Below are 24,624 nucleotides of genomic sequence, written 5' to 3' on the forward strand. Positions count from 1 at the left end.
TTCTTGGAGACCGGACAGCTTGTTCAGGCCAGTGGCACCAGCACCTCAAAAACAGCCGCCAAAAAAATGCCTGGGAGCCACTCCTAGGCATTTTTCTATCCACGCCCGCGAGGATGTGCTCGCGTAACGCTGGATATCCGAAAATGCATGGTAACCAATGTCAACGTGCCGAACTTCACCGTTTTCAGCACTATTGCCATCTCAACGGTCACTGGCGCATCACCGCTTTCTTTCGGTAAACACGTCATTGTATTTACACAAAACACCTGCGTTTTCGACATCGGAAAAGTCAGCTTCATGTAAGTTCCAAGCAAGCATCGCGTAAGTTTGGGAGTCCACACTCGGATCCGGCTGGACAAACACGGCTATTCCGATGACGCAATAACTATATTAAACACGGAGACATCTATGGCAATTACACCTGGCAACGCGATCGACGGGCGCAAGGGGAATCCCGCCGACGCGGGAATGACCAAGGAAGAGCGCAAGGTCATCTTTGCCTCCTCCCTGGGCACGGTATTCGAATGGTATGACTTCTACCTGTACGGCTCGCTCGCTCCCATCATCGCCAAGCAATTTTTCGTCGGCGACCCCACCACCACCTTCATTTTCGCGCTGCTCGCCTTCGCCGCCGGCTTCATCGTGCGTCCGTTCGGGGCGCTGGTGTTCGGCCGCCTCGGCGACATGATCGGCCGCAAGTACACCTTCCTGGTCACCATCCTGCTGATGGGCGCCTCGACCTTCATCGTCGGCCTGTTGCCGAGTTACGCATCGATCGGCATTGCCGCGCCAATCATCCTGGTCAGCTTGCGCATCCTGCAGGGCCTGGCGCTGGGCGGTGAATACGGCGGCGCGGCAACCTATGTGGCCGAGCACGCGCCGCACGGCAAGCGCGGCTTTTTCACCTCGTGGATCCAGACCACCGCCACGATGGGCCTGTTCCTGTCGCTGCTGGTGATCCTGGGCACCCGTACCGCCCTCGGCGAACCCGAGTTCGCGGCCTGGGGCTGGCGCATCCCGTTCCTCGTGTCCGTGCTGCTGCTCGCCGTGTCGGTCTGGATCCGCCTGTCGATGAACGAGTCGCCCGCATTCGCCAAGATGAAAGCCGAAGGCAAGACCTCCAAGGCGCCGCTGTCGGAAGCCTTCCTCCAGCCAAAGAACGCCAAGATCGTGTTCCTGGCCCTGGTCGGCCTGACCATGGGCCAGGCCGTGGTCTGGTACACCGGCCAGTTCTATGCCCTGTTCTTCCTGACCCAGACGCTCAAGGTCGACGGCGCGGTGGCCAACATCCTGATCGCCATTTCGCTGCTGCTGGCCACGCCGTTCTTCATCGTGTTCGGTACCCTGTCGGACAAGATCGGCCGCAAGTGGATCATCCTGGGCGGCTGCGCGATTGCGGCGGTTACCTACTTCCCGATCTTCAAGGGCATCACCCACTACGCCAACCCGGCGCTGGAAGCTGCGCTGCAAAGTTCGCCGGTGGTGGTCGTGGCCGATCCGGCATCGTGCCACTTCCAGTTCAAGCTGACCGGAACCGAAAAGTTCCCGTCCTCGTGCGATATCGCCACCGGCATCCTGACGGCGGCATCGGTGAGCTACACGCGTGATGACGCCCCGGCCGGTTCGCTGGCCAAGGTGCGCATCGGCGACAAGGAATTTACGTCCTTCACCGCCGGGATGACGGCCGGCGACCTGGATTTCGACGCCGACAGCAAAGCCAAGGAAAAAACGCTGAAAGCCGATGTCGGCGCGGCGATCAAGGCCGCCGGGTATCCGGCCAAAGCCGACTCGGACCAGATCAACAAGCCGATGGTCGTCCTGCTGCTGTTTATCCTGGTGCTGTATGTGACGGCCGTGTACGGCCCGATTGCGGCCATGCTGGTCGAAATGTTCCCGACCCGCATCCGCTACACCTCGATGTCGCTGCCTTACCATATCGGTAACGGCTGGTTCGGCGGCTTGCTGCCAACTACCGCGTTCGCACTGGTTGCGTACAAGGGCGATATTTACTACGGCCTGTGGTATCCGATTATCGTGGCGCTGGTCACGGTGGTCATCGGTGGCCTGTTTGTCCGCGAAACCAAGGACAACGACATTTACGCCGCCGATTAAGCCATCCGGCTTCACTTATGAAAAATGCCGCTCTCGTGAGCGGCATTTTTTTGTCTCAGCGTACCGCCGCGGGGCGCCTGCCATCGAACAGGGTCCACACGCCTTCGTGATGGAACATCCAGACCAGCTTCGAGTCGATGCCGATAATGAAGGTGTCGCTATCGAACATGTCCACCCCATGGCGTTCGGGATAAGCACGGATGAAGCCGGACAAGTCGTCACGCCGCACGGCGAATGCCCCCACGCCTTCCCGGTACGATTCGTCGCTCACCACGTACAGCGTTTCGGGCAAAAAGGCGGCGCTGTCGGCCACGGCCTGGCACGCCGGATCATGCGGGCGGCGCCAGCGCCCGGGCGGCACCAACTGCTCGATCAGGGCCGAGAACGAGGCGAAGTCCCATCCGAAGGCCGCATTCACGCGCCCCAGCAAAACAGCCAATGCCGTCATCGATGCACTGCCATGCCTAGGTCGCGCCAAGGTAGTTATTTTTCACGCGCACATAATGTTCGGCCGAGTATGTGAGGAAGGCCAGCTCCTCCGGCGTCAAGGCGCGCACTTTCCGTACCGGGCGGCCGACATACAGATAGCCGCTTTCCAGCACTTTGCCCGGCGGGACCAGGCTGCCCGCACCGACCATGACCCGGGACGAAATGAGGGCGTCGTCCATCACGATCGCGCCCATGCCGACCAGGCATTCGTCCTGTATGGTGCAGCCGTGCAGAATGGCGTTATGGCCGATGGTGACGTAGTCGCCGATGACCAGCGGCGAACCGAGCGGCTTGCCGGGGTTCTTGTGCGAGACATGGCACATCACGAAATCCTGGATATTCGAGCAGCGCCCAACCACGATGTGATTGACGTCGCCGCGCACCACCGCATTGCACCAGATCGATGAATCGTCGCCCAGGGTAACGTCGCCGATGACCTGCGCCGACGCGTGGATATACGTTTGCGCGCCAATGCGCGGGTGTACGCCGAGATAGGAAGCGAGCGCCATTCAAGCCGCCTTCTGGATCAGCATTGCCATGCGTTGCAGGTCGATATTGCCGCCCGAAACGATCACGCCGACCCGCTTGTTCTTGAAGTCCATGCGCGGATCGAGCGCCACGGCCGCGCCCAGGCATCCGGAGGGCTCCACGGTGATTTTCATGTGACCGGCGAAAAACGTCATCGCCGCGACCAGTTCGGCGTCCGGCACCGTCAGGATATCGTCCACCCGCGCGCGGATCACGGCAAAGGTATGCTGGCCCAGGTGCTGGGTCTGGGCGCCATCGGCGATGGTGTCGGGCGTGGCGATGTGGACGATCTGGCCGCTGCGAAAACTGCGCTGGCCATCGTCGCCCGCCTCGGGCTCGACGCCCAGCACGCGGCAATCGGGATTCATCGCCTTGGCGGCGGTGGCGCAACCGGACAGCAGGCCGCCGCCGCCCAGCGGCACCAGCAGCACGTCGAGCGGGCCGGCGTCTTCGATCAGTTCCTTGGCGGCGGTGCCCTGCCCGGCCATCACGTGCGGGTGGTCGTACGGCGGAATCAGGGTCAGCCCGCGCTCAAGCGCCAGCGCGTTGCCGATCGCTTCGCGGTCTTCGGTATAGCGGTCGTAGGTGACGACCTCGGCGCCGTAGCCGCGCGTGGCGGCCACCTTGATGGCGGGCGCGTCGAGCGGCATGACGATCACCGCCTTGATGCCGAGCAGTCTGGCCGCCAGCGCGATGCCCTGCGCGTGGTTGCCGGACGAATAGGTCACCACGCCACAGGCGCGCTGCTCGGGCGAAAATTGCGCCAGCGCGTTGTAGGCGCCGCGGATCTTGAAAGCGCCGGTGCGCTGCAGGTTTTCGCACTTGAAGAAAATCTGCGCGCCGGTGCGCTCGTTGGCGCTGCTTGAGGTCAATACCGGCGTGCGGTGGACCGCGCCGGCGATGCGCTCGTGCGCGCGCGCCACGTCGTCGAAGGAAATGGGAAGCTGGATCATGGCGATGGATCTTTCTGTGGAAGATAGGAATACACGGTGGGCCGGGCAACGCCGAGCATGGCCCCCACCACCGCCTGGGCGTTCTTGAGGTCCATCAGGCCGGCGTCGGCCAGTTGCTGCACGGCCTCGCGCCGCTGGGCAGGCGTGAGCGCGCGCGGGGTTTTGTTGAGGCCGGCGGCAAAGCGTTCGAGGGTGGCGCGCAGCTCGTCCAGGCGCGGCGACGCCAGCGATTCGCGCACGGGGACCACCTCGGCCTGGGTTTGCGCCAGCTGCGACAGGCTGGCGACGACGCTGGCAAGCATCGACACATCGACATTCAGGCACAGTGCGGCAACATAGTCGCCAGCGCTGTTGCGCAAGCCAATTGACGTGCTTTTCGCCGCGCGGCCGTCGGGAAACTGGTTGGCGTAGTTCTGCAAAATATCGGGAAACCTGGGATCGGTGATCCGGGCCATGCCGATTTCGGTGGTGGGATCGCCCACTTCGCGCCCGGACAAGCTGTTCGAGATCGCCACGATGGAGGACGCCGGACGAGTCAGGTCGTGCAGCACCACCTCCACCATCGGCGCCAGGGTGCGGCCAAGGGCATCGACAATCTTTTTGCCTTCGCGCAGGAGCAGTTCGTTTTCGGTGAGGGTCATGCCTGACATTATGTCACCAACAAACAAAATGTCAATCCACTTTACCATACTGCACGGTATTGACGAATGAGATGCATTGCCCGTATAGTGATGCCCATACCTCAAGGTATGGACAAATCAAGCCGCTTGCATCATAGGATGAAACCATGACAATTTCCTCAGGACATATCGCCGCCGCCACCTTGTTCGTGCTCGGCATGTTGCACATCGTGTTTGGCGTGGCGAAATTCCGGCAAGCCTTGGGCGCAGCCTGGGGCGAAGGCCTGTTCAACCGGTTCGGCGCCAATGACGAGCGCCGACTTGCCTTCTGGTTCATCGCGTTCGGCCCGCCGCTGGTCTTGTGCGGCCACCTTGCCTGGCGCGCCGCCGGCGCCGCCGATGCGGCCGGACTGGGGCTGGTCGGGATCTACGGCTTCGCGACCGGCGCCGTGGGGGTCGCCGCCTTTCCCCGCTCACCGCTATGGGGCTTGGTCGCCGTCTCGGCCGTGCTCATTGCCATTGGCGAGGGTTGGATCGCCTAGCCGCCTGGCGGAAGCGACCCTTTGCGCGGCGGCGTCAGCAATTGCACCACGATGCCAATCTCTGCCTCGCTCATCTCCGGCGCGCCAATGGCGGCGTGCCCGATAAAGGCGCAGTAATTCCAGCGCGCAATCACGGGCGCCTGGTCCGCCGGCCAGCCGATATCGGTCAACAGGCGCGCCACGTAATCGACCCGCTTGCGGTCGACCCGTTCCTGCACTTGCCTCACCTGTTCATTGGTCATGGACCATGCGCGGATCGCCCGGCCCAGCGTAAACAGGTGCGGCGGGCCACCCGTGAACAGCTTGCCGAGCTTGCTGCCGACATCCACATCCTGCTGGTCGACAATATCCATCACCTGTTGGGTGTGGACCTGCTCCCACTCTTCCATGAGCACGGATTGATAATCTTCCAGATTCTTGAAGTGCCAGTAAAAACTGCCCTTGGTCACGCCCATCTTTTGCGCGATCGTCATGATGCGCAAACCTTCCGGGCCGTCGTCGGCCAGTGCCTGCAAGCCGGCGCCGAGCCAGCTTTGTCGGTTCTTTTTATCGTCCATGCCGTCATCATACCGAATGGTCCTGGCAACTCCAATGCTTGATGTAATGCTTGCCATGCCTTACGGTGTGGAAAGAGGCGATAATGCGCCGTCTTCCACCAGCAGTTCCCAAGGACATTCTGCCGTCAGGGGGCAGACAGGCGGTCGGCAAGCGCTTTCACGCCGTCCTCCGGGATGAACTGGTCGGCAAATCGGCTGGCAGCGCGCCGTCCCTGAGCGCCGTTTGCAGCAAGTGGAGCGCCATGTCAGCCAGCAGTATCGGCTCCTTGTCCGCCCACCCCGCTTCACCGCGCGTGGAAGGGTGGCTGCGCTAGGCGGCCTCGGTCAAGTCGTGCGCCGTGTACCCCAACGCGGCAATTTCCTTCTTCATCGCCTCATCCATTGCTCTCAATCCTAGTCGAAATTTGATGATACATTGCAATTTGAGCAGGATAAGCTGCTTTTGAACACCTTACATGGATGATAACCGCATGAGCACGATTCATATTCGCCAGGCCGTACTTGCCGATCTTGACGCATTGTCAGTTCTATTCGATGGCTACCGCCAGTTTTATGAACGCGACAGTAATGTGGCGGCTGCGAAGCAGTTTCTGACGGACCGTTTCAATCACGGCGAATCGGTCTTGTTGATCGCGCATGAAGGCGCCGAACCAGTCGGTTTTGCGCAGTTGTACCCGAGTTTTTCGAGTGTGTCGCTCGGGCGGATCTATATCCTGAATGATTTGTTTGTCAATGAACTGGGGCGTCGCAAGGGCGTCGGCTCCCGGCTCATTGCCGCTTCCGTCGATTTTGCGAAGACGGTTGGGGCAATCCGTCTCACCCTGTCGACCGCGCACACCAACACCAGGGCGCAAGCGCTGTACGAGGCGAAAGGCTGGGAGCGCGACGACGACTTCTTTTATGTCTACCCCATTGCTGGATAAGCGCGCCGGAAAGAATCTCAAGGCAGCGCGACGAGTCGCTTGTCAGGCGTTCTGCTTCCCGATCCGCTTCCAGTACAACAGCGTGCCCGTCAGGCCGCCGTGGGGTTTGAGCGCGTAGCCGGGGATTTCCCCGGTCAGCGTGAAGCCGTGTTTCGCGTAGAGCCCGGCCGCGCCGCCCTCGCTGGCGGTGTCGAGCACCAGCAAGGTCTTGCCGCGTGCCACGGCAGCCGCTTCGGCGGCGCGCAGCAGGGCCGCCGCGATGCCGCGTCCACGACAGCGCGGCAAGGTCATCATCTTGGCGATTTCCGCGCGATGCGCTTGGTTGGGCGGGCAGTCGAGCAGCAAGCTCACTGTCGCCACCAAGTGATCGTCCTCAAAAGCGCCGAACACGATGCGCTGGCCGTCCGCCGCCGCTTGCAGCGCGCGTTCCCAGAAGAGGCGCGCTTGCGCCAGGGCCAGCGGATGCATGAAGCCGACCGAGCCGCCTTGCGCGACGACGTCGGTGAGCAGCCCGGCGAGGACGTCGATCAATGCCGGGGTGGCCGCGAGTGGGGCAATGTGCATGTTGCGCATGTTTCAGCTCCTTGATTCTTCGCACTCGATCTTGCTGAAGAAAAAGAACCGTTCATAGGCAAACGCCGGCAGGGCGGGAGTTGCCGGGCTGCCGCTTGATGCTGCCGCGCGTTATTATTTATAGCTCAATTGTGTTTTTATAGTTAATATCAAAGTTCTACGATAACCAAGAAGAGGTGACCTCATGCTGAATGTGGACAGTCAAGGCTACATTGTCAATGGACGCGTGACGCGCACGCCCCGCCCTGTGATCGAGCACGGGGTGTTGACCAAGGTAAACGGCATCATCGTGCATCAGACTGGCGGCTCGACTGGCGCCTCAAGCTTGAGTAGCTACACCTTGCCCAATGCGAACGGCGCGCATTTTTTGATCGACAAGGATGGATCGATCTATCAGTGCGCGTCCTTGAAAAAGCAGACCTGGCACGTGGGCAAGCTGAAAGCGCGCTGTGTTGCCGAGCACCGTTGCAGCCCGACCGAGTTCAAGTACAGTCCATCGGCGGAAAACAAAAGGGAACTGGCCAAGAAGGTGCCCGAGCGTTACCCCTCCAACCAGGACAGCGTGGGCATCGAGATTGTTGGCGCCCTGGCCACCAAGGATGTCTATGAAGCGGTCAACGAGGCACAAAACGCGTCGCTCAAATGGCTGGTCGCCGAGCTCAGTGCGACCCTGGGCGTACCGATGACGGAGGTCTTCCGGCACCCGGACGTATCGCGCAAGAACATGACCGAAGCGTCGACCGCATCATGGTAAGCGCCCCCTTCGTCTTCGCGCTGATGGTGAGCGCCTCTGCGGCGGCGTCCGATGGTTCAGGAACGGAACCGACGATGCGCAATGCGCATCTTGCTGCGGTCACCAAAGTCACTATCGAGCACAATGGCGCCACGTCCCCGGCGGCCACCGAGCCTGCGCCGCAATGCGCGGATTTCAAACTGAGCCCGCAGGAGGTTCGCAAGTACCTCGGCACGGCCGCCGAAGTCGCCGAACACGATTACCTGCACATGCTCGACTGGTCGCCCTGCAACGCGAGCGGCAAGGTCACCTTTAAGGGCGGCGTCACGGGTACCTGGGAAATCCAGCAATATCGCGCCGGATCGCTGAAGCTGAGCAATGGCCGAACCGTGTATCTGTATTGCCCAAAATGCAAAGCGAAAGCATTCCCGGCGGCCGATGAATAAAGACAGGCCCGCTCGTCAGTGAGGTACGCGACATCGATGACGACGGCGGCGTGATCATGGGGACCACGCAGGTCAAGATGAGCCGGCATGGGTTTGCGCGCGTCAAAAGAATCGTCACGAAAATGGCCAGGGACAGCGGCCTGCCATTGGACTAGCGCCCCGCACAGGCGGGCCAACAAAAAGGCAGCGCCGGATTACCGGGCTGCCTTTTTTAATGGGCGAAGCTACATCAACTGTTGAAGCCCTTGCCTTCGGCAGCCAGGCGCACCATCAGCGGCGCCGGTTTCCAGGCGTCGCCATGGCGGCCCTTGGCGTATTTCTCCATCGCCATGAGCACATTCGCCAGGCCGACGGTGTCGGCGTAGAACATCGGGCCGCCACGGAACACGGGGAAGCCGTAACCGGTCAGGTAGACCATGTCGATGTCCGATGCGCGCATGGCAATGCCTTCTTCCAGGATCCGCGCGCCTTCGTTGACCAGCGAATACACCAGGCGTTCGACGATTTCTTCATCGCTGATCTTGCGCCGTTCGACGCCAATGTCGGCCGAGTGCTTGACGATCATGTCGTTCACATCCTGCGCGGCATAAGCCTTGCGGTCGCCCGCCTTGTAGTCGTACCAGCCGGCCCCGGTTTTCTGGCCATAGCGGCCCATTTCGCACAGCAGGTCGGCGGTTTTCGAGTACGTAATCTCTGGCGACTCCACATAGCGGCGCTTGCGGATGTACCAGCCGATATCGTTGCCAGCCAGGTCGCCCATGCGGAACGGCCCCATGGCAAAGCCGAATTTTTCGACGGCTTTATCGACCTGTTCCGGCAAGCAGCCCTCTTCCAGCAAGAAACCGGCCTGGCGGCTGTACTGTTCGATCATGCGGTTGCCGATGAAGCCGTCGCACACGCCCGATACCACGCCGGTCTTGCGCAGTTTTTTCGACAGCGCCAGCGTGGTGGCCAGCACGTCCTTGCCGGTCTTTGCGCCGCGCACGATTTCGAGCAGCTTCATGACGTTGGCGGGGCTGAAGAAGTGCGTGCCGACCACGTCCTGCGGGCGGCTGGTGAAGTCGGCGATCTTGTTCACGTCCAGGGTCGAGGTGTTCGATGCCAGGATCGCGCCCGGCTTCATGACCGCGTCGAGTTGCTTGAACACCGATTCCTTCACGCCCATGTCTTCGAACACGGCTTCGACCACGATGTCGGCCTGGGCGATGTCGGCATAGTTCAGGGTGCCGCTGATAAGCCCGACACGCTGTTCGAACTTCTCTTGTGTGAGCTTGCCCTTTTTCATCGTGTTTTCGTAATTCTTGCGGATCGTGGCGATGCCTTTGTCGAGCGCTTCCTGCTTGGTTTCGAGCAGGATGACCGGGATGCCGGCGTTGACGAAATTCATGGCGATGCCGCCGCCCATGGTGCCGGCGCCGATGATGGCGGCCTGCTTGATCTCGCGGGTCGGCGTGTCGGCCGGCACGTCGGCAATCTTGCTGGCGAGGCGTTCGGCGAAGAAGGCGTGGCGCAGCGACTTCGATTCCGGCGTCTGGATCAGGTGCAGGAAGCGTTCGCGTTCGAACTTGATGCCGTCTTCAAACTTCTTGGTGACCGAGGCTGCGACCGTCTCGACGCATTCCAGCGGCGCCGGGAACGCGCCCGACATGGCCTTGACGGTATTGCGCGAAAATTGCAAGAACGCTTCGTGGTTCGGGTAGTTGACCTTGCGGTCGCGCACGCGCGGCAGCGGACGCACGTCGGCGACCTTGTTGGCGAAGGCCACTGCCGCGTCGATCAGCTTGGCGTCGGAGGCGAAGACTTCGTCAAACAGCGCGGTGCCGGCGAATTTTTCCGACGGCACAGGCGTACCGGAAACAATCATGTTCAGAGCCATTTCGAGGCCGACCACGCGCGGCAGGCGCTGGGTGCCGCCGGCGCCCGGCAGCAGGCCGAGCTTGACTTCCGGCAGGGCGATTTGCGCGCCCGGCATGGCGACGCGGTAGTTGCAGCCGAGGGCCAGTTCGAGGCCACCGCCCATGCAGACCGTGTGGATGGCCGCGACGACCGGCTTGGTCGAGCTTTCGGCGACCTGGATCAGCGAATGCAGCGATGGTTCGGTAAGGGCCTTGGGCGAGTTGAATTCCTTGATGTCGGCGCCACCGGAAAACGCCTTGCCGGCGCCGGTGATGACGATCGCCTTGACGGCGTCGTCCGCCAGCGCGCGGCGAATGCCGGCGACCGCGGCGGTACGCGTCTCAAGGCCCAGTCCATTGACCGGTGGATTGTTCAGTGTGATGACGGCAACGCTGCCATTGACCAGGTATTCGGCGCTCATGTCTCTTCCTTTGTTAGTGGGTTCAGCAGTCTTCGACTATACATCATAATAGAACGGTCGTATTATTTTTTGTGGGGAGAAAGACGGGAGTTTTCATCGTAATCGTATGCGCGGCAAAGTTGGGTTGCCGTGGGGGCGCCAAGCCCTTCGCGGGAACGACGGAGGTATGGACGGAGGTATGTTTTGTCCACCACCCTTAAATCCGTCGTTCCCGCGCAGGCGGGAACCCAATTTCGTCAATCCACCTACACCTCCAACCATTCCTTCCTCACCCCCGCATCCGCCTTCAACGCCTGCGGCGTCCCCTCGAACACAATCGCGCCATGCCCCATCACATACACCCGCTGCGAAATCTCCAGCGCAATGGCCAGTTTTTGCTCCACCAGCAGCACCGACATCCCCTTTTCTTTCAGCGCCAGCAAATACTCGGCCACCAGCGCCACAATCTTCGGCGCCAGGCCCTCGGTCGGTTCATCGATCATGATCAGGTCCGGATCGCCCATCAAACTCCGGCACAAGGTGAGCATCTGCTGCTCCCCGCCCGACAAAAAACCGGCCGCCACGGTGCGCCGTTCCAGCAAGCGCGGGAACATCTTGTACATATCCTCCAGCGACCAGCGTCCCACCACACCGGTCTTCTTCTGCCCCAGAATCAGGTTCTGCTCCACCGTCAAGGTCGGGAAAATATCGCGATTTTCCGGCACATACGCCAGCCCTTTATGCGCAATCTGGAACGCCTTCAAGCCTAATACTTCCTCGCCCTTGAACAGCACCGAGCCGGTCGCATTGACCTGGCCCATTACCGCCTTGACCAGGGTGGAGCGCCCCACGCCATTTCTCCCCAGCAGGGAAACGATCTCGCCTTTGCCGATCCGCAGATCGACGCCGTGCAAAATATGGCCCTTGCCATAAAACGCGTGCAGGTTCTTAATCTCCAGAATGGCGCTCATGCGGCTTCCTCGCTGCCTTCGTGTCCCAGGTAGGCCGCCTGCACCGCCGCATTCGAGCGGATATTGGCCGGCGTATCGCAGGCAATGACTTCGCCATACACCAGCACCGCGATTTTATCGGCCAGCCCGAACACCACGCTCATATCGTGCTCCACCATCACCAGCGATTTCCCGACCGTGACCTTGCGGATCAACTCGACCGCCGCGTCGGACTCCGAACGGCTCATGCCGGCGGTCGGCTCGTCGAGCAAAATCACATCGGCCCCGCCGGCGATGGTGATGCCGATTTCCAGTGCGCGCTGTTCGGCATAGGTCAGCACCCCGGCCAGCACCTTGCGCTGGCGCTGCATGCCGATCTGCTCCAGCACCTGTTCCGCGCGCTCATGGGCGTCGCGCAGCCCGTTCAGGCGCTGCCAGAACGAGTATCGATACCCGAGCGACCATAATACCGCGCAGCGCAGGTTGTCATACACCGACAGCTTGTCGAACAGATTACTGATCTGGAAGCTGCGTGATAATCCCAGGCGGTTGATTTCAAACGGCCGCAAGCCGCTGATGCTGTTCCCGTTGAGGCGGATATCGCCCGAGCTGATCGGAAAACGGCCCGATACCAGGTTGAACAAGGTCGATTTACCCGCCCCGTTCGGCCCGATCACGGCGCAGCGCTCGCCTTTTTGCACGGTCAGGTTGGCGCCCCGGATAATCTCGGAACGGCCAAAACTCTTGCGCACGTCTTTCAATTCAAGTGCGGCCGTTGTCATGCGACACCTCCGCGCTGCTGGGCCACGATTTCTGCATTCACATCACTCCAGACTGCGTCATATCCCGGCTGGAAGCGCCGGTAGCCAACAATGCCTGCCAGCAGGAACGCGCCGGCCACCAGCCACGGCATGGCCGTTCTGGTGTCGATCGCCTGCCCGAACCGGGTCATGACGCTGCCGTTGGCCGCGTCCAGGGTCAAGTGATACAGCATTTCGATACCCATCACCATGCCCACCAGCCCGACCAGCGCGCAGGCGCTCACCGCCAGCAAGGGCTTCCAGAGACGCCCGAACTTGCGTGCGCCGGCCACCCGCAGCAACATCAAAATCAGGCTCGACAGTCCAGCCGGAGCGTAGCGCACCAGCAAGATGAAGAACAAGCCCAGGTACAGTTGCCAGGCCGGCGTGAAGTCCGACAACATCACCGAAAAAAACACGCCGACGATGGTGCCGAGCAAGGGGGCGAAGAAGAATCCAATCCCGCCGATGAATACGAACAGCAAGATGCTGCCCGAGCGGATGGCGCTGACGTTCTCGGCGCTGACGATCTCGAAGTTGATCGCCGACAGCCCACCCGAGATGCCGGCGAAAAAAGCGGACAGGATCAGGGTCAGGTAGCGCACCCACTGGGTGTCGTAGCCGATGAATTCGACCCGTTCCGGATTGTCGCGCACGGCGTTGGCCATGCGCCCGAGCGGCGTTTGCGTGAAGGCGAACATGGCGACCGTGCTGACGAACAGCCATGCGGCAATGAGGTAGTACACCTGCACCTGCGGCCCGTAGGTCAGGCCCAGGAAGGCCTGGCCGCGCACGCGGTTGGTGGTGATGCCGCCTTCGCCGCCAAAAAAGCCCGGAAACATCAGCGAGCAGGCAAACACCAGTTCCACCAGGCCCAGGGTAATCATGGCGAAGGTGGTGCCGGATTTCTTGGTCGTCACGTAGCCGAACAGCACGCCGAAGGCCATGCCGGCCACGCCGCCCACCAGTGGAATGAGCGAGGTCGGCAGCAGCGCGCCGATGCCGCTGCTGTTCATGGCATGGATGGCAAAGAAGGCGCCCAGGCCGGAATAGACGGCGTGGCCGAACGACAGCATGCCGCCTTGCCCCAGCAGCATGTTGTAGGACAGGCCGAAAATCATGACCGTGCCGATCTGGGACAGGATCGACAGCGCCGCGCCCTTGGAAAAGATCAGCGGCGCCAGCGCCAGCAGCAGCGCAAAGCCGCCCCAGACGAGATAGCGGCCCAGGTTCGGTGGGGTGTAGGTCAGTCTCATTCGCGCGTCCCCATCAAGCCTTTTGGGCGGAAAATCAGGATCAATACCAGCAGCAGGAACGGCAGGATGGCAGCACTTTGCGAGATGGTCAGCTTGAGCACCTCGTAGCCGGGCGTGTCCGCAGTGATGTTGGCGCCGAGGCCGTTGAACAGGCTCATCAGCGAATAATCGAGCGCCACGGCAAACGTTTGCAGCACGCCAATCAGGATCGAGGCATAGAACGCCCCGGCCAGGGAGCCCATGCCGCCGACCACGACCACCACGAAGATGATGCTGCCGACCGTGGCCGCCATGCCCGGTTCGGTCACGAATGCGTTGCCACCGATCACGCCAGCCAAGCCAGCCAGCGCGCAACCGCCGCCGAACACCCACATGAAGATGCGCGGCACGTTGTGGCCAAGCGCCTCGACCGCGTCTGGATGGGTCAGCGCCGCCTGGATCACCAGCCCGACCCGGGTGCGCGTGAGGACCAGGTAAATACCGGCCAGCATCGACAGCGCAACGAGCATCATGAAGCCGCGGTACATCGGGAAACTGGTCGAAAACAGGGTGAACAGCGGGCCGTCGAGTTCCTTGGGGATGGGATACGGCACCGCCGCCCTGCCCCAGATCAGCTGGACCAGCTCGACCACCAGGAAGGACAGGCCGAAGGTAAACAACAGTTCAGGAATATGCCCGAATTTATGCAGCGGGCGCAGGCCGTAGCGCTCGACCAGCGCGCCGATCAGGCCGACCGCGACGGGCGCAAGCACCAGCGCCGGCCAGAATCCGAGTACGCTGCTGATGGTATAGGCGATGTAGGCGCCGAGCATGTAGAAACTGGCGTGCGCAAAGTTGAGCACGCCCATCATGCTGAAGATGAGGGTCAGTCCGGACGAGAGCATGAACAGCAACAGTCCGTAACTGATCCCGTTCAGCAGGGTGAACAGTGTAAATTCCATAGGTGTGATCGGCTTGGGTGGGCATGCGGGCTCCACCGTGGTCGGAAACGCGAAGGTGGTGGACACGCGCGCCGCAACTACCGGAACCGGACCCGTCCACCCTGCAGTCTTGCCGGGAAAGCGCCGCCGGCTGGTGGCCGGGCGGCGCATCCCGCAGCCAGGGCGCTGCTTAGGCCCCGGGCCGCTTCATCTGGCAGGAAGTCGGCTGGTTCGCCAGGTAGGCGTCGATCTTCTTGTCCATTCTCCAGCCGTAGCCGGTATTTTCCTGATCGTACTTGATGTCCTTGCCGTTGGTCTTGGTCCAGGTGCCGATGTACAGCGGCTGCTGCAACTGGTGATCGACCTTGTTCATGAGGACTTCGCCATTGACGCTGTTGAACTTGGCGCCTTCCAGGGCGAACGCCACTTTGACGGGATCGGTGGTTTTGGCGGCCTTGATGGCCTGGGCCAGCATGCCGATGCCGCTGTGGGTCTGGGCGGCGTAGTAATCGTCGTTGTATTTCTTCTTGAACGCTTCGACGATGTCCTTGCCGGTGAACTTGTCGTTGTTGACCATCCAGTTGCCGACGATCTTGACGCGGTCGGCGCCGGCCGCCCCCATGGCGGTCGGCACGCCCGTGGTGACGCCGTAGTAGGTGTAGAAACTGGCCTTGAGATCGGCATCTTTGGCAGCGCGGATCAAGAGGGCCAGGTCGGCGCCCCAGTTGCCGGTAATGACGGTATCGGCCCCGGACGCCTTGATCTTGGCGATGTACGGCGAGAAATCCTTGACCTGGGCGATCGGGTGCAGGTCGTCGCCGGCGATCTTGATGTCCGGCCGCTTGCGTTTCAGGTATTGCTTGGCGGCGCGGCTGACGGCCTGGCCGAAGGCATAGTTCTGGCCGATGATGTAGACGCTCTTGATGTCTTTATTGGGCGCCATGTAGGAGGTCAGCGCCTCCATTTTCATGTCGGAATTGGCGTCGAAGCGAAAGTGCCAGAAGCTGCATTTGCTGTTGGTCATGTCCGGATCGATGGCCGCGTAGTTGAGGTAGACGACTTCCTTGCCCGGATTGCGCTCGTTATGCTTGTTGATGGCGTCGAGCAGGGCCAGGCCGACGCCCGAGCCGCTGCCCTGGGTGATGTAGCGGTAGCCCTGGTCGATGACGGTTTTGAGCAGGGTGAGCGATTCCTGGGGGCTGCCTTTGTTGTCGAAGCCGACCACCTCGAGTTGATGCTCGCCGGCCCATTTTTGCTGGGTGGCCATGTCGGCGATCAACTGGAAGCTTTTTAGCTGGTTCTGCCCGACCGGCGCAAAAGGCCCCGACAGAGGGTCGATGTAGGCGATCTTCACGGTTTCGGCCTGGGCCGCAGCCGACAGCAATGCAAACGAAACAGCCAGTGTCAACGGGCGAATAGTCTTGATCATGCGTCTCCATCCTTCTCTATTGTCTATGCGGGTCTGATGCCCTTGCAGCGAGTGCTGCCCATCCTGATGCTGAATACCGCTTGTTAGGTGTTAATCGTATTACGCCCACCGGCCGCCAGACCGTCGCCCCCGCGCCAAGGCGGCCCTCGGCGGGGGCGACGAATCTTAGGTCAGCGTTGTTATCGTTGAAGCGCCTCAAACCACCGGCAACTGATGCGCCTTGAACTGTTCGCGCAGCTTGTTCTTTTGGATCTTGCCGGTCGCCCCCATCGGCAGCGCCTCGATGAACAGCACATCGTCCGGCATCCAGAATTTGGCGATCTTGCCACCAAAGAAAGCGAGCATCTCGTCCCGCGTCACATCCATCCCTGGACGTTTGACCACCAATAACAGCGGACGTTCATCCCATTTCGGGTGCGCGATGCCGATGCAGGCCGCCTGCAGCACCGCCGGATGCGACATGGCGATATTTTCCAGGTCGATCGTGCCGATCCACTCGCCGCCGGACTTGATCACATCCTTGCTGCGGTCGGTAATCTGCATGTAGCCGTCGGCGTCGATGGTGGCCACGTCGCCGGTTGGAAACCAGCCATCCTGGAGCACGTCGCCGCCCTCGTTTTTGAAGTAGCTCTTGATGATCCACGGGCCTTTGACCAGCAAATGGCCATAAGTACTGCCATCCCACGGCAATTGCGTACCGGCGTCGTCGACGATTTTCATGTCCACGCCGTAAATCGCATGCCCCTGCTTTTGCAAGATCTTGCGCTGGGCATCTTTCGGCAAGCTCAAATGGCGGGTCTGCAAGCCGCCGGCGGTGCCCAGCGGCGACATTTCGGTCATGCCCCAGGCGTGGATGACCTCGACATTGAACTTGTCGATCAAGGTATCCATCATCGCCGGCGGACAGGCCGAGCCGCCGATGACCGTGCGCCGCAACGTGCTGAACTGCAGCTGATTCTGGAGCGCATGGTTAATCAGGCCCAGCCAGACGGTCGGCACGCCGGCCGAGAACGTGACCTTTTCAGCTTCGAACAGCTCGTACAGCGACTTGCCGTCCAGCGCCGCGCCCGGATAGACCATCTTCGCGCCCGACAGCAGTACCGAATACGGCAAGCCCCAGGCGTTGACGTGGAACATCGGCACCACTGGCAGCACGGTATCGGCCGACGACACGTTGAGCGCATTCGGCATCGCGGAACCATACGCGTGCAGCACGGTCGAACGATGGGAGTACAAGGCCCCCTTGGGGTTGCCCGTGGTGCCGGACGTGTAGCACAGCGAAGCGGCCGAGTTTTCGTCGAACAGCGGCCAGGTGTAGTCGGCCGAGCTGCTCGAAATCAAGTCTTCGTAGCACAGCAACTGGGGGATCTTGGTCTCGGCCGGCATGTGCTCGCGCCCGGCCATCAGGATGAACGCTTTTACCGTCTTGCAGTGGGCGGCCACGGCCTCGATCAGCGGCAGGAAGCTCAGGTCGAAAAACAGGTACTGGTCTTCGGCGTGGTTGGCGATGTAGGCGATCTGTTCCGGGTGCAGGCGCGGGTTGACCGTATGCAGCACGGCGCCCGATCCGGACACCGCGTAATACAGTTCCATGTGGCGGTAGCCGTTCCAGGCCAGGGTGGCGACCCGGTCGCCGAGCTGGACGCCCAGGCCGGTCAGCGCATTGGCCATCTGGCGCGCGCGCCGGTGGCAGTCGCTGTAGGTGTAGCGGTGGAGATCGCCTTCGACCCGGCGCGAAACGATTTCGGTGCTGCCGTAGTGCCTTGCCGCGAATGCGATAATGCTGGAGATGAGCAATGGCTGGTCCATCATTTGCCCCATCAGTGGGCTCATCGGGTAAGGCCTCATCAATACTCCTGTCATGACATTGCGGCTGCGCTGCGGCAACCGTTGACTTAGTTTCGTACGACCGTGCTAAAACAGTCAATCATTTTCGATGGTGCAGCGCATCCAGACCGGATGGTCCAGTGGTCAGGCGACCTGTGGTACGTTGATCGGCATTACGATCAGGCGCGACACTTGTCGGCACGTTACAGCCCGCCCGATGCCGAAGCGGTTGTTGCCTTCTCAGCCGAAATACAATCCTCGACCCACAAAAACGGGATGAATCATGAAAAAGATAATTGTTGCCGCCCTTACCTTGGCTTGTACGAGTGCGTTCGCGCAAGGTCCCCAAGGCGGCGCCGACCGCGTGCTGCTGGTCGCGCCCGATAAGATGCCGCTTCCGCCACCGCCCGGGCAGTTGCATCAGATGCAGCGCAGCGCCATGATCAAGGCGGAAGACGGCTTCAGCACTGTCAAGAAGTCGCCCGAACGGGTACGCAAGTTCATGAACGAGCTGGCGGTGATAAGAGGGCGCCAGTCGACTGCTGCGGAAGCGGCCGCGTTTGTCGAGACAGTCAAGTCTGGAAAGCCGATCCCGGCCACTCCCATCGTCGTCAACAGCGTGGGAGGCCTGAAGTTAGGCTTCCATGCTGTCGCCGTGCGCAGCGGCAAGCTTATCGGCGCGACGCCCCAGGGCACGATCATCGATGGCAAATGGACCGGCATCGAGCGCTACTTCCATATCGACGGCAGCGGCTACTGGCGCGTATCCGAAATGGACCTGGCCGCGTCCGGTGGCATGTTTTACATGAATCAAGCAGCGCTCAATACGACCGTGGCTGGCAAACCGGCCATCTCTCTTGTGCTGACCGACGATCAGGGCCGACGACTCGAGGAAGTACTCTGGGTCAATGGCGGAACGCTTTACAAGGTCACGTACGCGCCTGACCAGCACGCCGGGCAAGGCGGGGGAAAGATCAATTCCGCGATCAGCGCAGTTTCCCTGGCGGCGGAACTTGAATGATCGTGGCTGGCCGCAAGCCCGGTCGAGGGAAAGCTGGCGCCACTGCCGTCTGGATGCTTGGCAATGTTCATTGATGGCGATGATAGCGTGCATCACCGGCCAAAAAACAGCCGGTACGGTAGAATTCCGCTATTGTTTTCACCCCTTACCGCGACTGGATCCGCTATTAACGTCGATGACTTGCCGCTGGACAATTCGTTTGCCGGATTGCCTCCCGCTTTCTACACCCGGCTGATGCCCACGCCGCTGCCGGCGCCCTACTTTGTGGCCGCCAGCGCGCGCGCCGCCGCCCTGGCGGGCCTCGACCCGGCCTTGCTTGAGCAAGACGACTTCGTCGCCACCTTCACCGGCAACCACGTCCCGGCGCGCGCCAAGCCGCTCGCCGCCGTCTATTCCGGCCACCAGTTCGGGGTCTGGGCCGGCCAGCTCGGCGACGGCCGCGCCATCCTGCTCGGCCAGCTCGCCGGTCCGCACGGTCCGATGGAACTGCAACTCAAGGGTGCCGGCAAAACCCCCTACTCGCGCATGGGCGATGGACGCGCCGTGCTGCGCTCGTCGATCCGCGAATTCCTGTGTTCCGAGGCAATGGCCGCGCTCGGCATCCCCACCACCCGCGCGCTGGTGGTCACCGGTTCCGACCAGGGCATCCTGCGCGAAACGGTCGAAAGCGCCGCCGTGGTCACCCGCATGGCGCCCAGCTTCGTGCGCTTCGGCTCCTTCGAGCACTGGTCCTCGCGCGACAAACCCGAGGAACTGCGCATCCTGGCCGATTACGTGATCGCCACGTTTTACCCGGAACTGGCCGGCGCGCCCAATCCCTACCAGGCCCTGCTGAAAGAAGTCACCCGCCGCACCGCGCACATGATTGCGCACTGGCAAGCGGTTGGCTTCATGCATGGTGTCATGAACACCGACAATATGTCGATCCTCGGCCTGACGCTCGACTACGGCCCGTTCGGCTTCATGGACGCCTTCGACTCCGAACACATCTGCAACCACACCGACCAGCAGGGACGCTATTCCTACGCCAACCAGCCGCAGGTAGGCCACTGGAATTGCTACGCGCTGGCGCAGGCGCTGCTGCCGCTGATCGGCAGCGTGGAAGAAGCCGAGGAGGCGCTGGCGGTGTACCAACCCGCCTTTGCCGGCAAGATCGACGAACTGCTGCGCGCCAAGCTGGGCCTGGCGACCGCGCAAGATGATGATGCGCAACTGTTCGATGCCATGTTCAGCTTGATGCACGCCAATCACGCCGACTTCACCCTGTTCTTCCGCAAGCTCGGCACGCTGCGCCTGGACGCGCCGGACCAGGATGCGCCGCTGCGCGACATGTTCCGGCGCGACGATTTCGACGCCTGGGCGGTGCGCTACCGCGCCCGCCTGCGCCTGGAAAACCGGGTCGACTCCGAACGCAAGCTTGCAATGGACAAGGTCAACCCAAAGTATGTATTGCGCAATTACCTGGCCCAGGCGGCCATCGAAAAAGCGCAGGACAAGGATTTTTCCGAAGTGGCGCGGCTGCTGGCCGTGCTGGAGCATCCATTCGACGAACAACCCCATAACGATCGCTATTGCGCGTTGCCGCCCGACTGGGCGAGCCACCTGGCAGTGAGCTGTTCTTCCTGAAAGCAATCATCATGTCCAATAAAGTCACCAAAACCGACGCCGAATGGCGTGCCATGCTCGATCCGATGGAATACGAGGTCACGCGCCACGCGGCCACCGAACGCGCCTTCACCGGCAAATTCTGGGACCACCACGAGCACGGCATCTACACCTGCGTATGCTGCGAGACGCCGCTGTTCGCCTCCGACGCCAAATTCGATTCCGGCTGCGGCTGGCCGAGCTACTTCACCGCGCTCGACCCGGCCAATGTGATCGAAAAAACCGACCGTACGCATGGTATGCTGCGCACCGAGATTATTTGCGCGGTCTGTGACGCGCATCTCGGCCACGTGTTTCCGGACGGCCCACCGCCGACCGGATTACGTTATTGCATCAATTCCGCGTCGCTGCGCTTCGACCCAACCTGATCCACGAATAACAATATGAAATTTCTGTTCGACTTTTTCCCCATCCTGCTGTTCTTCGCCGTCTTTAAACTGGCCGAGATCTACGAGCAGGCCTCGTTCGCCCTTGCCACCAAGTTTTTGGCAGGATTCGTCTCAGGTGGGAGCATCAAGCCGGACCAGGCGCCGATCATGATCGCCACGGTGGTCGCGATCGTTGCCACCACCTTGCAGCTGGTGTATCTCAAAGTACGCGGCCGCAAGATCGACGCCATGCTGTGGGTCTCGTTCTTTATCATTACCTTCTTCGGCGGGCTGACCATCTATTTCCACGACGATGCGTTTATCAAGTGGAAGCCGACCATCATCTACTGGGTCTTTGCGCTGGCCATGTGCGTGGCGCAATACGGCTTCGGCAAGAACCTGATGAGAGAGGCGATGGAAGTGCAGATCAAGCTGCCCGAGCCGGTGTGGAAAAACGTCGGCCTGTCATGGATGGTGCTGTTCTTTGCACTCGGGGCGATCAATCTGCTTGCCGCGTTTGTGATTTTCGAAGGTAATACCAGCGCCTGGGTCAGCTTCAAGCTGTTCGGCATGAATGGCCTGCTGTTCGTGTTCATCATCGTCCAGACCCTGATGCTGTCGAAGTACATTGAAGCGGAGGAACAAGCATGAACCAGTCAAGCCGTCCCGAGCGCATCCGCGCGCAACTGAGCGCCGCGCTGGCGCCGAGCGTGCTCGAGCTGACCGACGAATCGGCCTTGCATGCAGGCCACGCCGGGGCCGCTTCCGGAGGCAGCCACTTCCGCCTGAAGATCGTTTCAGCGCGTTTCGAGGGGCTCAGGCTCGTCATGCGACATCGACTCGTGTATGATTCCGTGCACGATATGATGCACAATGAAATACACGCACTGGCCATCACCGCGCTGGCGCCGTCCGAGCTGTGAACCGTGCGCTTTCAGAGCGCCTTAAGAAATCTGTCCGACAATTGAACGTAAAGTAAAAAAACTAATCTGATCTTTGTCCAAGTAACCATCCCCGAACAGGAACGAATAATGACCTTTAAGCCAGCCCGCTTGCTGTTAGCACTGATCGCCGTTGCCGCCATGCCTGCCTTTGCGCAGAACGTTGCTGTTGTCAACGGCAAGCCCATTCCTTCGGCCCGCGTCGATGCAGTCGTCAAGCAAGTTGTCGCCCAAGGCCAGCAGCCCGATTCCCCACAGCTGCGCGAAATGGTCAAGAAAGACCTGATCGCCCGCGAAGTGATGATGCAAGAAGCCGTCAAGAAGGGTTTCGAGAAAGACGCCACCGTCAAGCAGCAGCTCGAGAGCGCACGCCAGACCATCGTCATCAACGCCCTGGTGCGTGACTTCGTGAGCAAGAACGCCGTCAGCGACGCCGACATCAAGGCCGAATACGATCGCTACAAGTCGCAGGCCGGCGACAAGGAATACCATGTCCGCCATATCCTGGCCGAGAACGAAGCCGACGCCAAGGCCATCATCGCCAAGCTCAAGGGCGGCGCCAAGTTCGAAGACCTGGCCAAGACCTCCAAGGACAGCGGCACCGCCAACAATGGCGGCGACCTCGACTGGGCATTGCCATCGTCGTTCCCGAAAGAATTCAGCGACGCCTTCGTCAGCCTGAAAAATGGCCAGGTCGGCGACAACCCGGTGCAAACGCCAGCCGGTTTCCACGTCATCAAGCTCGACGACACCCGTGCCGCCAAACTGCCGGCGTTCGACGAAGTCAAGCCGCAGATCGCCGATTCGCTGCAGCAGAAGAAGCTGCAAGCCTATCAGGATGACATGGTCAAGAAAGCGTCGGTCAAATAGACCGGTGCACGGCGCATGATTGCCGCGGCGCACGCGTGCGCCGGCTCGCTGGACCGATTGGCGGTATGATCCCGTCCAGCCGCTTACTTTTGTATTGATAAAGGATCCAAGATAATGATGTTGAAGCCTGCCCGCCTGTTGTTAGCCCTGCTCGCGCTCGCCGCCGCGCCTGCGTTCGCGCAAAATATTGCTACCGTCAACGGTAAAGGCATTCCTGCCGCCAAGGTAGACCAAGTCGTCAAGCAAGTCGTTGCCCAAGGCAAGCAAACCGATTCCCCGCAACTGCGCGAAGCCATCAAGAAAGACCTGATCGGCCGTGAAGTCATGATCCAGGAAGCCGACAAGCAAGGCTTCGGCATCCGTCCTGAAGTCAAGTCCGCGCTCGAAAACGCCCGTCAGAGCATCATCATCAACGCGATGCTGGCTGACTACGTGAAAAAGAACCCGGTCAAGGATGCCGAAATCAAGGCCGAGTACGACAAGTTCAAAGCCACGATGGGCGACAAGGAATACCACGCCAAGCACATCTTGGTGCCGACCGAAGAAGAAGCCAAGGCCATCATCGCCAAGCTGAAATCCGGCAGCAAGTTCGAAGACCTGGCCAAGGCCTCGTCGAAAGACGGCTCGGCCGCCAACGGTGGCGATCTGGATTGGGCCAGCCCGGCTGGTTACGTGCCTGAGTTCTCGAAAGCAATGGTTGCCCTGCAAAAAGGCGCCATCACCGACACCCCGGTCAAGTCGCAGTTCGGTTACCACATCATCAAGCTGGAAGACACCCGTACGGCCAAGATTCCGCCGATGGAAGAAGTCAAACAGCAAATCGCCGAACAGCTGCAACAGCGCAAGCTGCAAGCGTTCCGCGAAGAGTTGATGAAGAAGGCGTCGATCAAGTAATTCCTGGTCTGCCTCTCTGAAAAAAGCGCATCGTCCGATGCGCTTTTTTTACGCCTGTCACAAAGGCAAGGCGCCGGCGGACGGTGTACGCAACATGCCAACAGAATGTACAAGCGCCTTACCACAAAATAGAGCTGATCGACAAAGCCGCGCTGTGGAGGCCGGGCGGGCCAGGGCCAAGGTCGTCATCAAGGTCAGGTAAGTCAGGCCACGGGCGGCGCGTCGTGGCGGGCGCGCGAGTCGGGCGGCGCTTCGGCGCGCTCATCGATCCCGTAGTCGCGCAGGACCGCCGCTACCCGCAAGCGGTAATCGGCAAAAATGAACGCGCGCCCCTGCTCCTGGCTTGCGCGGTGCAGGCCGTGGTTGCGCCAGGCACGCACGGCGTCTTCATCGCGCCAGAACGACAGCGACAGGATCTTGCCGGGCGTTGCCAGGCTCTGGAAGCGCTCGATCGACATGAAGCCATCCATCTGCTCCAGATGCCCGCGCAAGCTGGCGGCGGCGTCGAGGTAAGCCTGGCGCTGGTCGTCGTGCGGAACGACCTCGAAGATCACGGCGATCATTGCGCCGCGCGCTGGAAGGCGCCTTCGACCACTTCGGTGAAGGTGCGCTCTTCGCGCAGGATGAAGCGCTTTTCCTGGGCCATGGCGAAGTTGGCGCGACTGTCGGGATCGATGCGCAGGCGCGCGCGGTAAGCCTCGTACGCGGCCAGGCTGTCGAAGCCGACCAGGCCCCAGGCTTCGTAATTGGTCCCTTCGAGCGGCAGGAAGTACCCGATCAGGTTACCGCCGCAACGCGGGATGATGTGGCCCCAGTTGTCGGCGTATTCGCGGAAGGCCTCGCGCTGGAACGGGTCGATGTCGTAACGGATGAAGCAAGCGATGGTCATGATGGTCCTCTCTGGTTGAAGG

The 24,624-nt window shown here is 61.2% G+C and carries 27 protein-coding genes; 12 read left to right on the plus strand and 15 right to left on the minus strand.

Going from position 1 to position 24,624, the window contains the following annotated elements; genetic code table 11:
• Positions 1 to 408 precede the first annotated feature (408 nt).
• Positions 409 to 2,112 carry an MFS transporter gene (locus tag F1735_RS04090; RefSeq protein WP_167235743.1) on the plus strand — a complete coding sequence of 568 codons (1,704 nt, stop codon included), beginning with the start codon at positions 409 to 411 and terminating at the stop codon, positions 2,110 to 2,112.
• Positions 2,113 to 2,167: 55 nt separating this feature from the next.
• Here the strand turns inward: F1735_RS04090 and F1735_RS04095 are convergent, their stop codons facing one another.
• The 4 genes from F1735_RS04095 to F1735_RS04110 are packed head-to-tail and all read right to left on the minus strand — an operon-like array spanning position 2,168 to position 4,723.
• Positions 2,168 to 2,560 carry a hypothetical protein gene (locus F1735_RS04095; RefSeq protein ID WP_167235744.1) on the minus strand — a complete coding sequence of 131 codons (393 nt, stop codon included), beginning with the start codon at positions 2,558 to 2,560 and terminating at the stop codon, positions 2,168 to 2,170.
• 16 nt (positions 2,561 to 2,576) lie between these two features.
• Complete coding sequence (locus tag F1735_RS04100; RefSeq protein WP_167235745.1) at positions 2,577 to 3,110, minus strand: gamma carbonic anhydrase family protein; 534 nt, start codon at positions 3,108 to 3,110, stop codon at positions 2,577 to 2,579.
• Positions 3,111 to 4,082, minus strand: coding sequence for a threo-3-hydroxy-L-aspartate ammonia-lyase (locus F1735_RS04105; RefSeq protein ID WP_167235746.1), 972 nt, complete (start codon positions 4,080 to 4,082; stop codon positions 3,111 to 3,113).
• Positions 4,079 to 4,723, minus strand: coding sequence for a helix-turn-helix transcriptional regulator (locus tag F1735_RS04110; protein WP_167235747.1), 645 nt, complete (start codon positions 4,721 to 4,723; stop codon positions 4,079 to 4,081). The genes F1735_RS04105 and F1735_RS04110 overlap by 4 nt, the downstream gene beginning before the upstream one ends.
• A gap of 146 nt (positions 4,724 to 4,869) precedes the next feature.
• On the opposite strand from F1735_RS04110, the gene F1735_RS04115 reads away from it, so the two are divergent.
• Entirely contained in the window at positions 4,870 to 5,244 is a 375-nt protein-coding gene (locus F1735_RS04115) for a DUF6463 family protein (RefSeq protein WP_167235748.1), read from the plus strand.
• Here F1735_RS04115 and F1735_RS04120 read toward each other — a convergent pair.
• Positions 5,241 to 5,801 carry a TetR/AcrR family transcriptional regulator gene (locus tag F1735_RS04120; RefSeq protein ID WP_167235749.1) on the minus strand — a complete coding sequence of 187 codons (561 nt, stop codon included), beginning with the start codon at positions 5,799 to 5,801 and terminating at the stop codon, positions 5,241 to 5,243. The genes F1735_RS04115 and F1735_RS04120 overlap by 4 nt on opposite strands.
• 470 nt (positions 5,802 to 6,271) lie before the next feature.
• On the opposite strand from F1735_RS04120, the gene F1735_RS04125 reads away from it, so the two are divergent.
• Positions 6,272 to 6,724, plus strand: coding sequence for a GNAT family N-acetyltransferase (locus F1735_RS04125; RefSeq protein WP_167235750.1), 453 nt, complete (start codon positions 6,272 to 6,274; stop codon positions 6,722 to 6,724).
• Positions 6,725 to 6,766: 42 nt separating this feature from the next.
• Here F1735_RS04125 and F1735_RS04130 read toward each other — a convergent pair whose 3' ends face one another.
• Complete coding sequence (locus F1735_RS04130; protein ID WP_167235751.1) at positions 6,767 to 7,297, minus strand: GNAT family N-acetyltransferase; 531 nt, start codon at positions 7,295 to 7,297, stop codon at positions 6,767 to 6,769.
• 184 nt (positions 7,298 to 7,481) lie between these two features.
• Between F1735_RS04130 and F1735_RS04135 the strand changes: the two genes are divergently transcribed.
• Both F1735_RS04135 and F1735_RS04140 read left to right on the plus strand, forming a co-directional pair.
• Positions 7,482 to 8,051: a peptidoglycan recognition protein family protein gene (locus F1735_RS04135; protein ID WP_167235752.1), complete on the plus strand. Its 570-nt coding sequence runs from the start codon at positions 7,482 to 7,484 to the stop codon at positions 8,049 to 8,051.
• A complete protein-coding gene (locus F1735_RS04140; RefSeq protein ID WP_167235753.1) occupies positions 8,045 to 8,476 on the plus strand; it encodes a hypothetical protein in 432 nt (143 codons plus the stop codon). The genes F1735_RS04135 and F1735_RS04140 overlap by 7 nt, the downstream gene beginning before the upstream one ends.
• 229 nt (positions 8,477 to 8,705) lie before the next feature.
• Here F1735_RS04140 and F1735_RS04145 read toward each other — a convergent pair whose 3' ends face one another.
• The 7 genes from F1735_RS04145 to F1735_RS04175 form a co-directional block, all read right to left on the minus strand.
• The gene (locus F1735_RS04145) at positions 8,706 to 10,793 is read right to left on the minus strand and encodes a 3-hydroxyacyl-CoA dehydrogenase NAD-binding domain-containing protein (protein ID WP_167235754.1); all 2,088 of its coding nucleotides are present in this window, start codon (positions 10,791 to 10,793) and stop codon (positions 8,706 to 8,708) included.
• Positions 10,794 to 11,038: 245 nt separating this feature from the next.
• A complete protein-coding gene (locus tag F1735_RS04150; protein WP_187364150.1) occupies positions 11,039 to 11,743 on the minus strand; it encodes an ABC transporter ATP-binding protein in 705 nt (234 codons plus the stop codon).
• The gene (locus tag F1735_RS04155) at positions 11,740 to 12,504 is read right to left on the minus strand and encodes an ABC transporter ATP-binding protein (protein ID WP_167235755.1); all 765 of its coding nucleotides are present in this window, start codon (positions 12,502 to 12,504) and stop codon (positions 11,740 to 11,742) included. Before F1735_RS04155 ends, F1735_RS04150 begins: the two co-directional genes overlap by 4 nt.
• Positions 12,501 to 13,778: a branched-chain amino acid ABC transporter permease gene (locus F1735_RS04160; protein ID WP_167235756.1), complete on the minus strand. Its 1,278-nt coding sequence runs from the start codon at positions 13,776 to 13,778 to the stop codon at positions 12,501 to 12,503. Before F1735_RS04160 ends, F1735_RS04155 begins: the two co-directional genes overlap by 4 nt.
• A complete protein-coding gene (locus F1735_RS04165) occupies positions 13,775 to 14,719 on the minus strand; it encodes a branched-chain amino acid ABC transporter permease (RefSeq protein WP_167235757.1) in 945 nt (314 codons plus the stop codon). Before F1735_RS04165 ends, F1735_RS04160 begins: the two co-directional genes overlap by 4 nt.
• Before the next feature lie 169 nt (positions 14,720 to 14,888).
• Positions 14,889 to 16,127, minus strand: a complete 1,239-nt coding sequence (locus F1735_RS04170; RefSeq protein WP_167235758.1) for a branched-chain amino acid ABC transporter substrate-binding protein — start codon at positions 16,125 to 16,127, stop codon at positions 14,889 to 14,891.
• A gap of 195 nt (positions 16,128 to 16,322) precedes the next feature.
• The gene (locus tag F1735_RS04175) at positions 16,323 to 17,975 is read right to left on the minus strand and encodes a 3-(methylthio)propionyl-CoA ligase (protein ID WP_167235759.1); all 1,653 of its coding nucleotides are present in this window, start codon (positions 17,973 to 17,975) and stop codon (positions 16,323 to 16,325) included.
• A gap of 262 nt (positions 17,976 to 18,237) precedes the next feature.
• Between F1735_RS04175 and F1735_RS04180 the strand changes: the two genes are divergently transcribed.
• The 7 genes from F1735_RS04180 (at position 18,238) to F1735_RS04210 (ending at position 23,713) form a co-directional block, all read left to right on the plus strand.
• Complete coding sequence (locus F1735_RS04180; RefSeq protein ID WP_167235760.1) at positions 18,238 to 18,975, plus strand: hypothetical protein; 738 nt, start codon at positions 18,238 to 18,240, stop codon at positions 18,973 to 18,975.
• 63 nt (positions 18,976 to 19,038) lie between these two features.
• Positions 19,039 to 20,601: a protein adenylyltransferase SelO gene (locus F1735_RS04185; RefSeq protein ID WP_167235761.1), complete on the plus strand. Its 1,563-nt coding sequence runs from the start codon at positions 19,039 to 19,041 to the stop codon at positions 20,599 to 20,601.
• An 11-nt stretch (positions 20,602 to 20,612) separates the two neighbouring features.
• Positions 20,613 to 21,008: a peptide-methionine (R)-S-oxide reductase MsrB gene (gene msrB, locus F1735_RS04190; protein WP_167235762.1), complete on the plus strand. Its 396-nt coding sequence runs from the start codon at positions 20,613 to 20,615 to the stop codon at positions 21,006 to 21,008.
• A 15-nt stretch (positions 21,009 to 21,023) separates the two neighbouring features.
• Positions 21,024 to 21,659, plus strand: coding sequence for a septation protein A (locus tag F1735_RS04195; RefSeq protein ID WP_167235763.1), 636 nt, complete (start codon positions 21,024 to 21,026; stop codon positions 21,657 to 21,659).
• A complete protein-coding gene (locus tag F1735_RS04200) occupies positions 21,656 to 21,931 on the plus strand; it encodes a BolA family protein (protein WP_167235764.1) in 276 nt (91 codons plus the stop codon). The genes F1735_RS04195 and F1735_RS04200 overlap by 4 nt, the downstream gene beginning before the upstream one ends.
• A gap of 108 nt (positions 21,932 to 22,039) precedes the next feature.
• Entirely contained in the window at positions 22,040 to 22,819 is a 780-nt protein-coding gene (locus tag F1735_RS04205) for a peptidylprolyl isomerase (protein WP_167221877.1), read from the plus strand.
• Between the two features lie 114 nt (positions 22,820 to 22,933).
• Positions 22,934 to 23,713 (plus strand): peptidylprolyl isomerase, encoded by a 780-nt coding sequence (locus F1735_RS04210; protein ID WP_167235765.1) that lies wholly within the window; start codon positions 22,934 to 22,936, stop codon positions 23,711 to 23,713.
• 203 nt (positions 23,714 to 23,916) lie between these two features.
• On the opposite strand, the gene F1735_RS04215 is transcribed toward F1735_RS04210, so the two are convergent.
• On the minus strand, positions 23,917 to 24,276 hold the full coding sequence (locus F1735_RS04215; RefSeq protein ID WP_167235766.1) for an antibiotic biosynthesis monooxygenase family protein: 360 nt from the start codon (positions 24,274 to 24,276) through the stop codon (positions 23,917 to 23,919).
• Positions 24,273 to 24,602, minus strand: a complete 330-nt coding sequence (locus tag F1735_RS04220; RefSeq protein WP_167235767.1) for an NIPSNAP family protein — start codon at positions 24,600 to 24,602, stop codon at positions 24,273 to 24,275. The genes F1735_RS04215 and F1735_RS04220 overlap by 4 nt, the downstream gene beginning before the upstream one ends.
• Between the last annotated feature and the right edge of the window lie 22 nt (positions 24,603 to 24,624).

The sequence above is a fragment of the Massilia genomosp. 1 genome (assembly GCF_011682185.1).
Taxonomy (GTDB): Bacteria; Pseudomonadota; Gammaproteobacteria; order Burkholderiales; family Burkholderiaceae_D; genus Telluria_A; species Telluria_A rubra.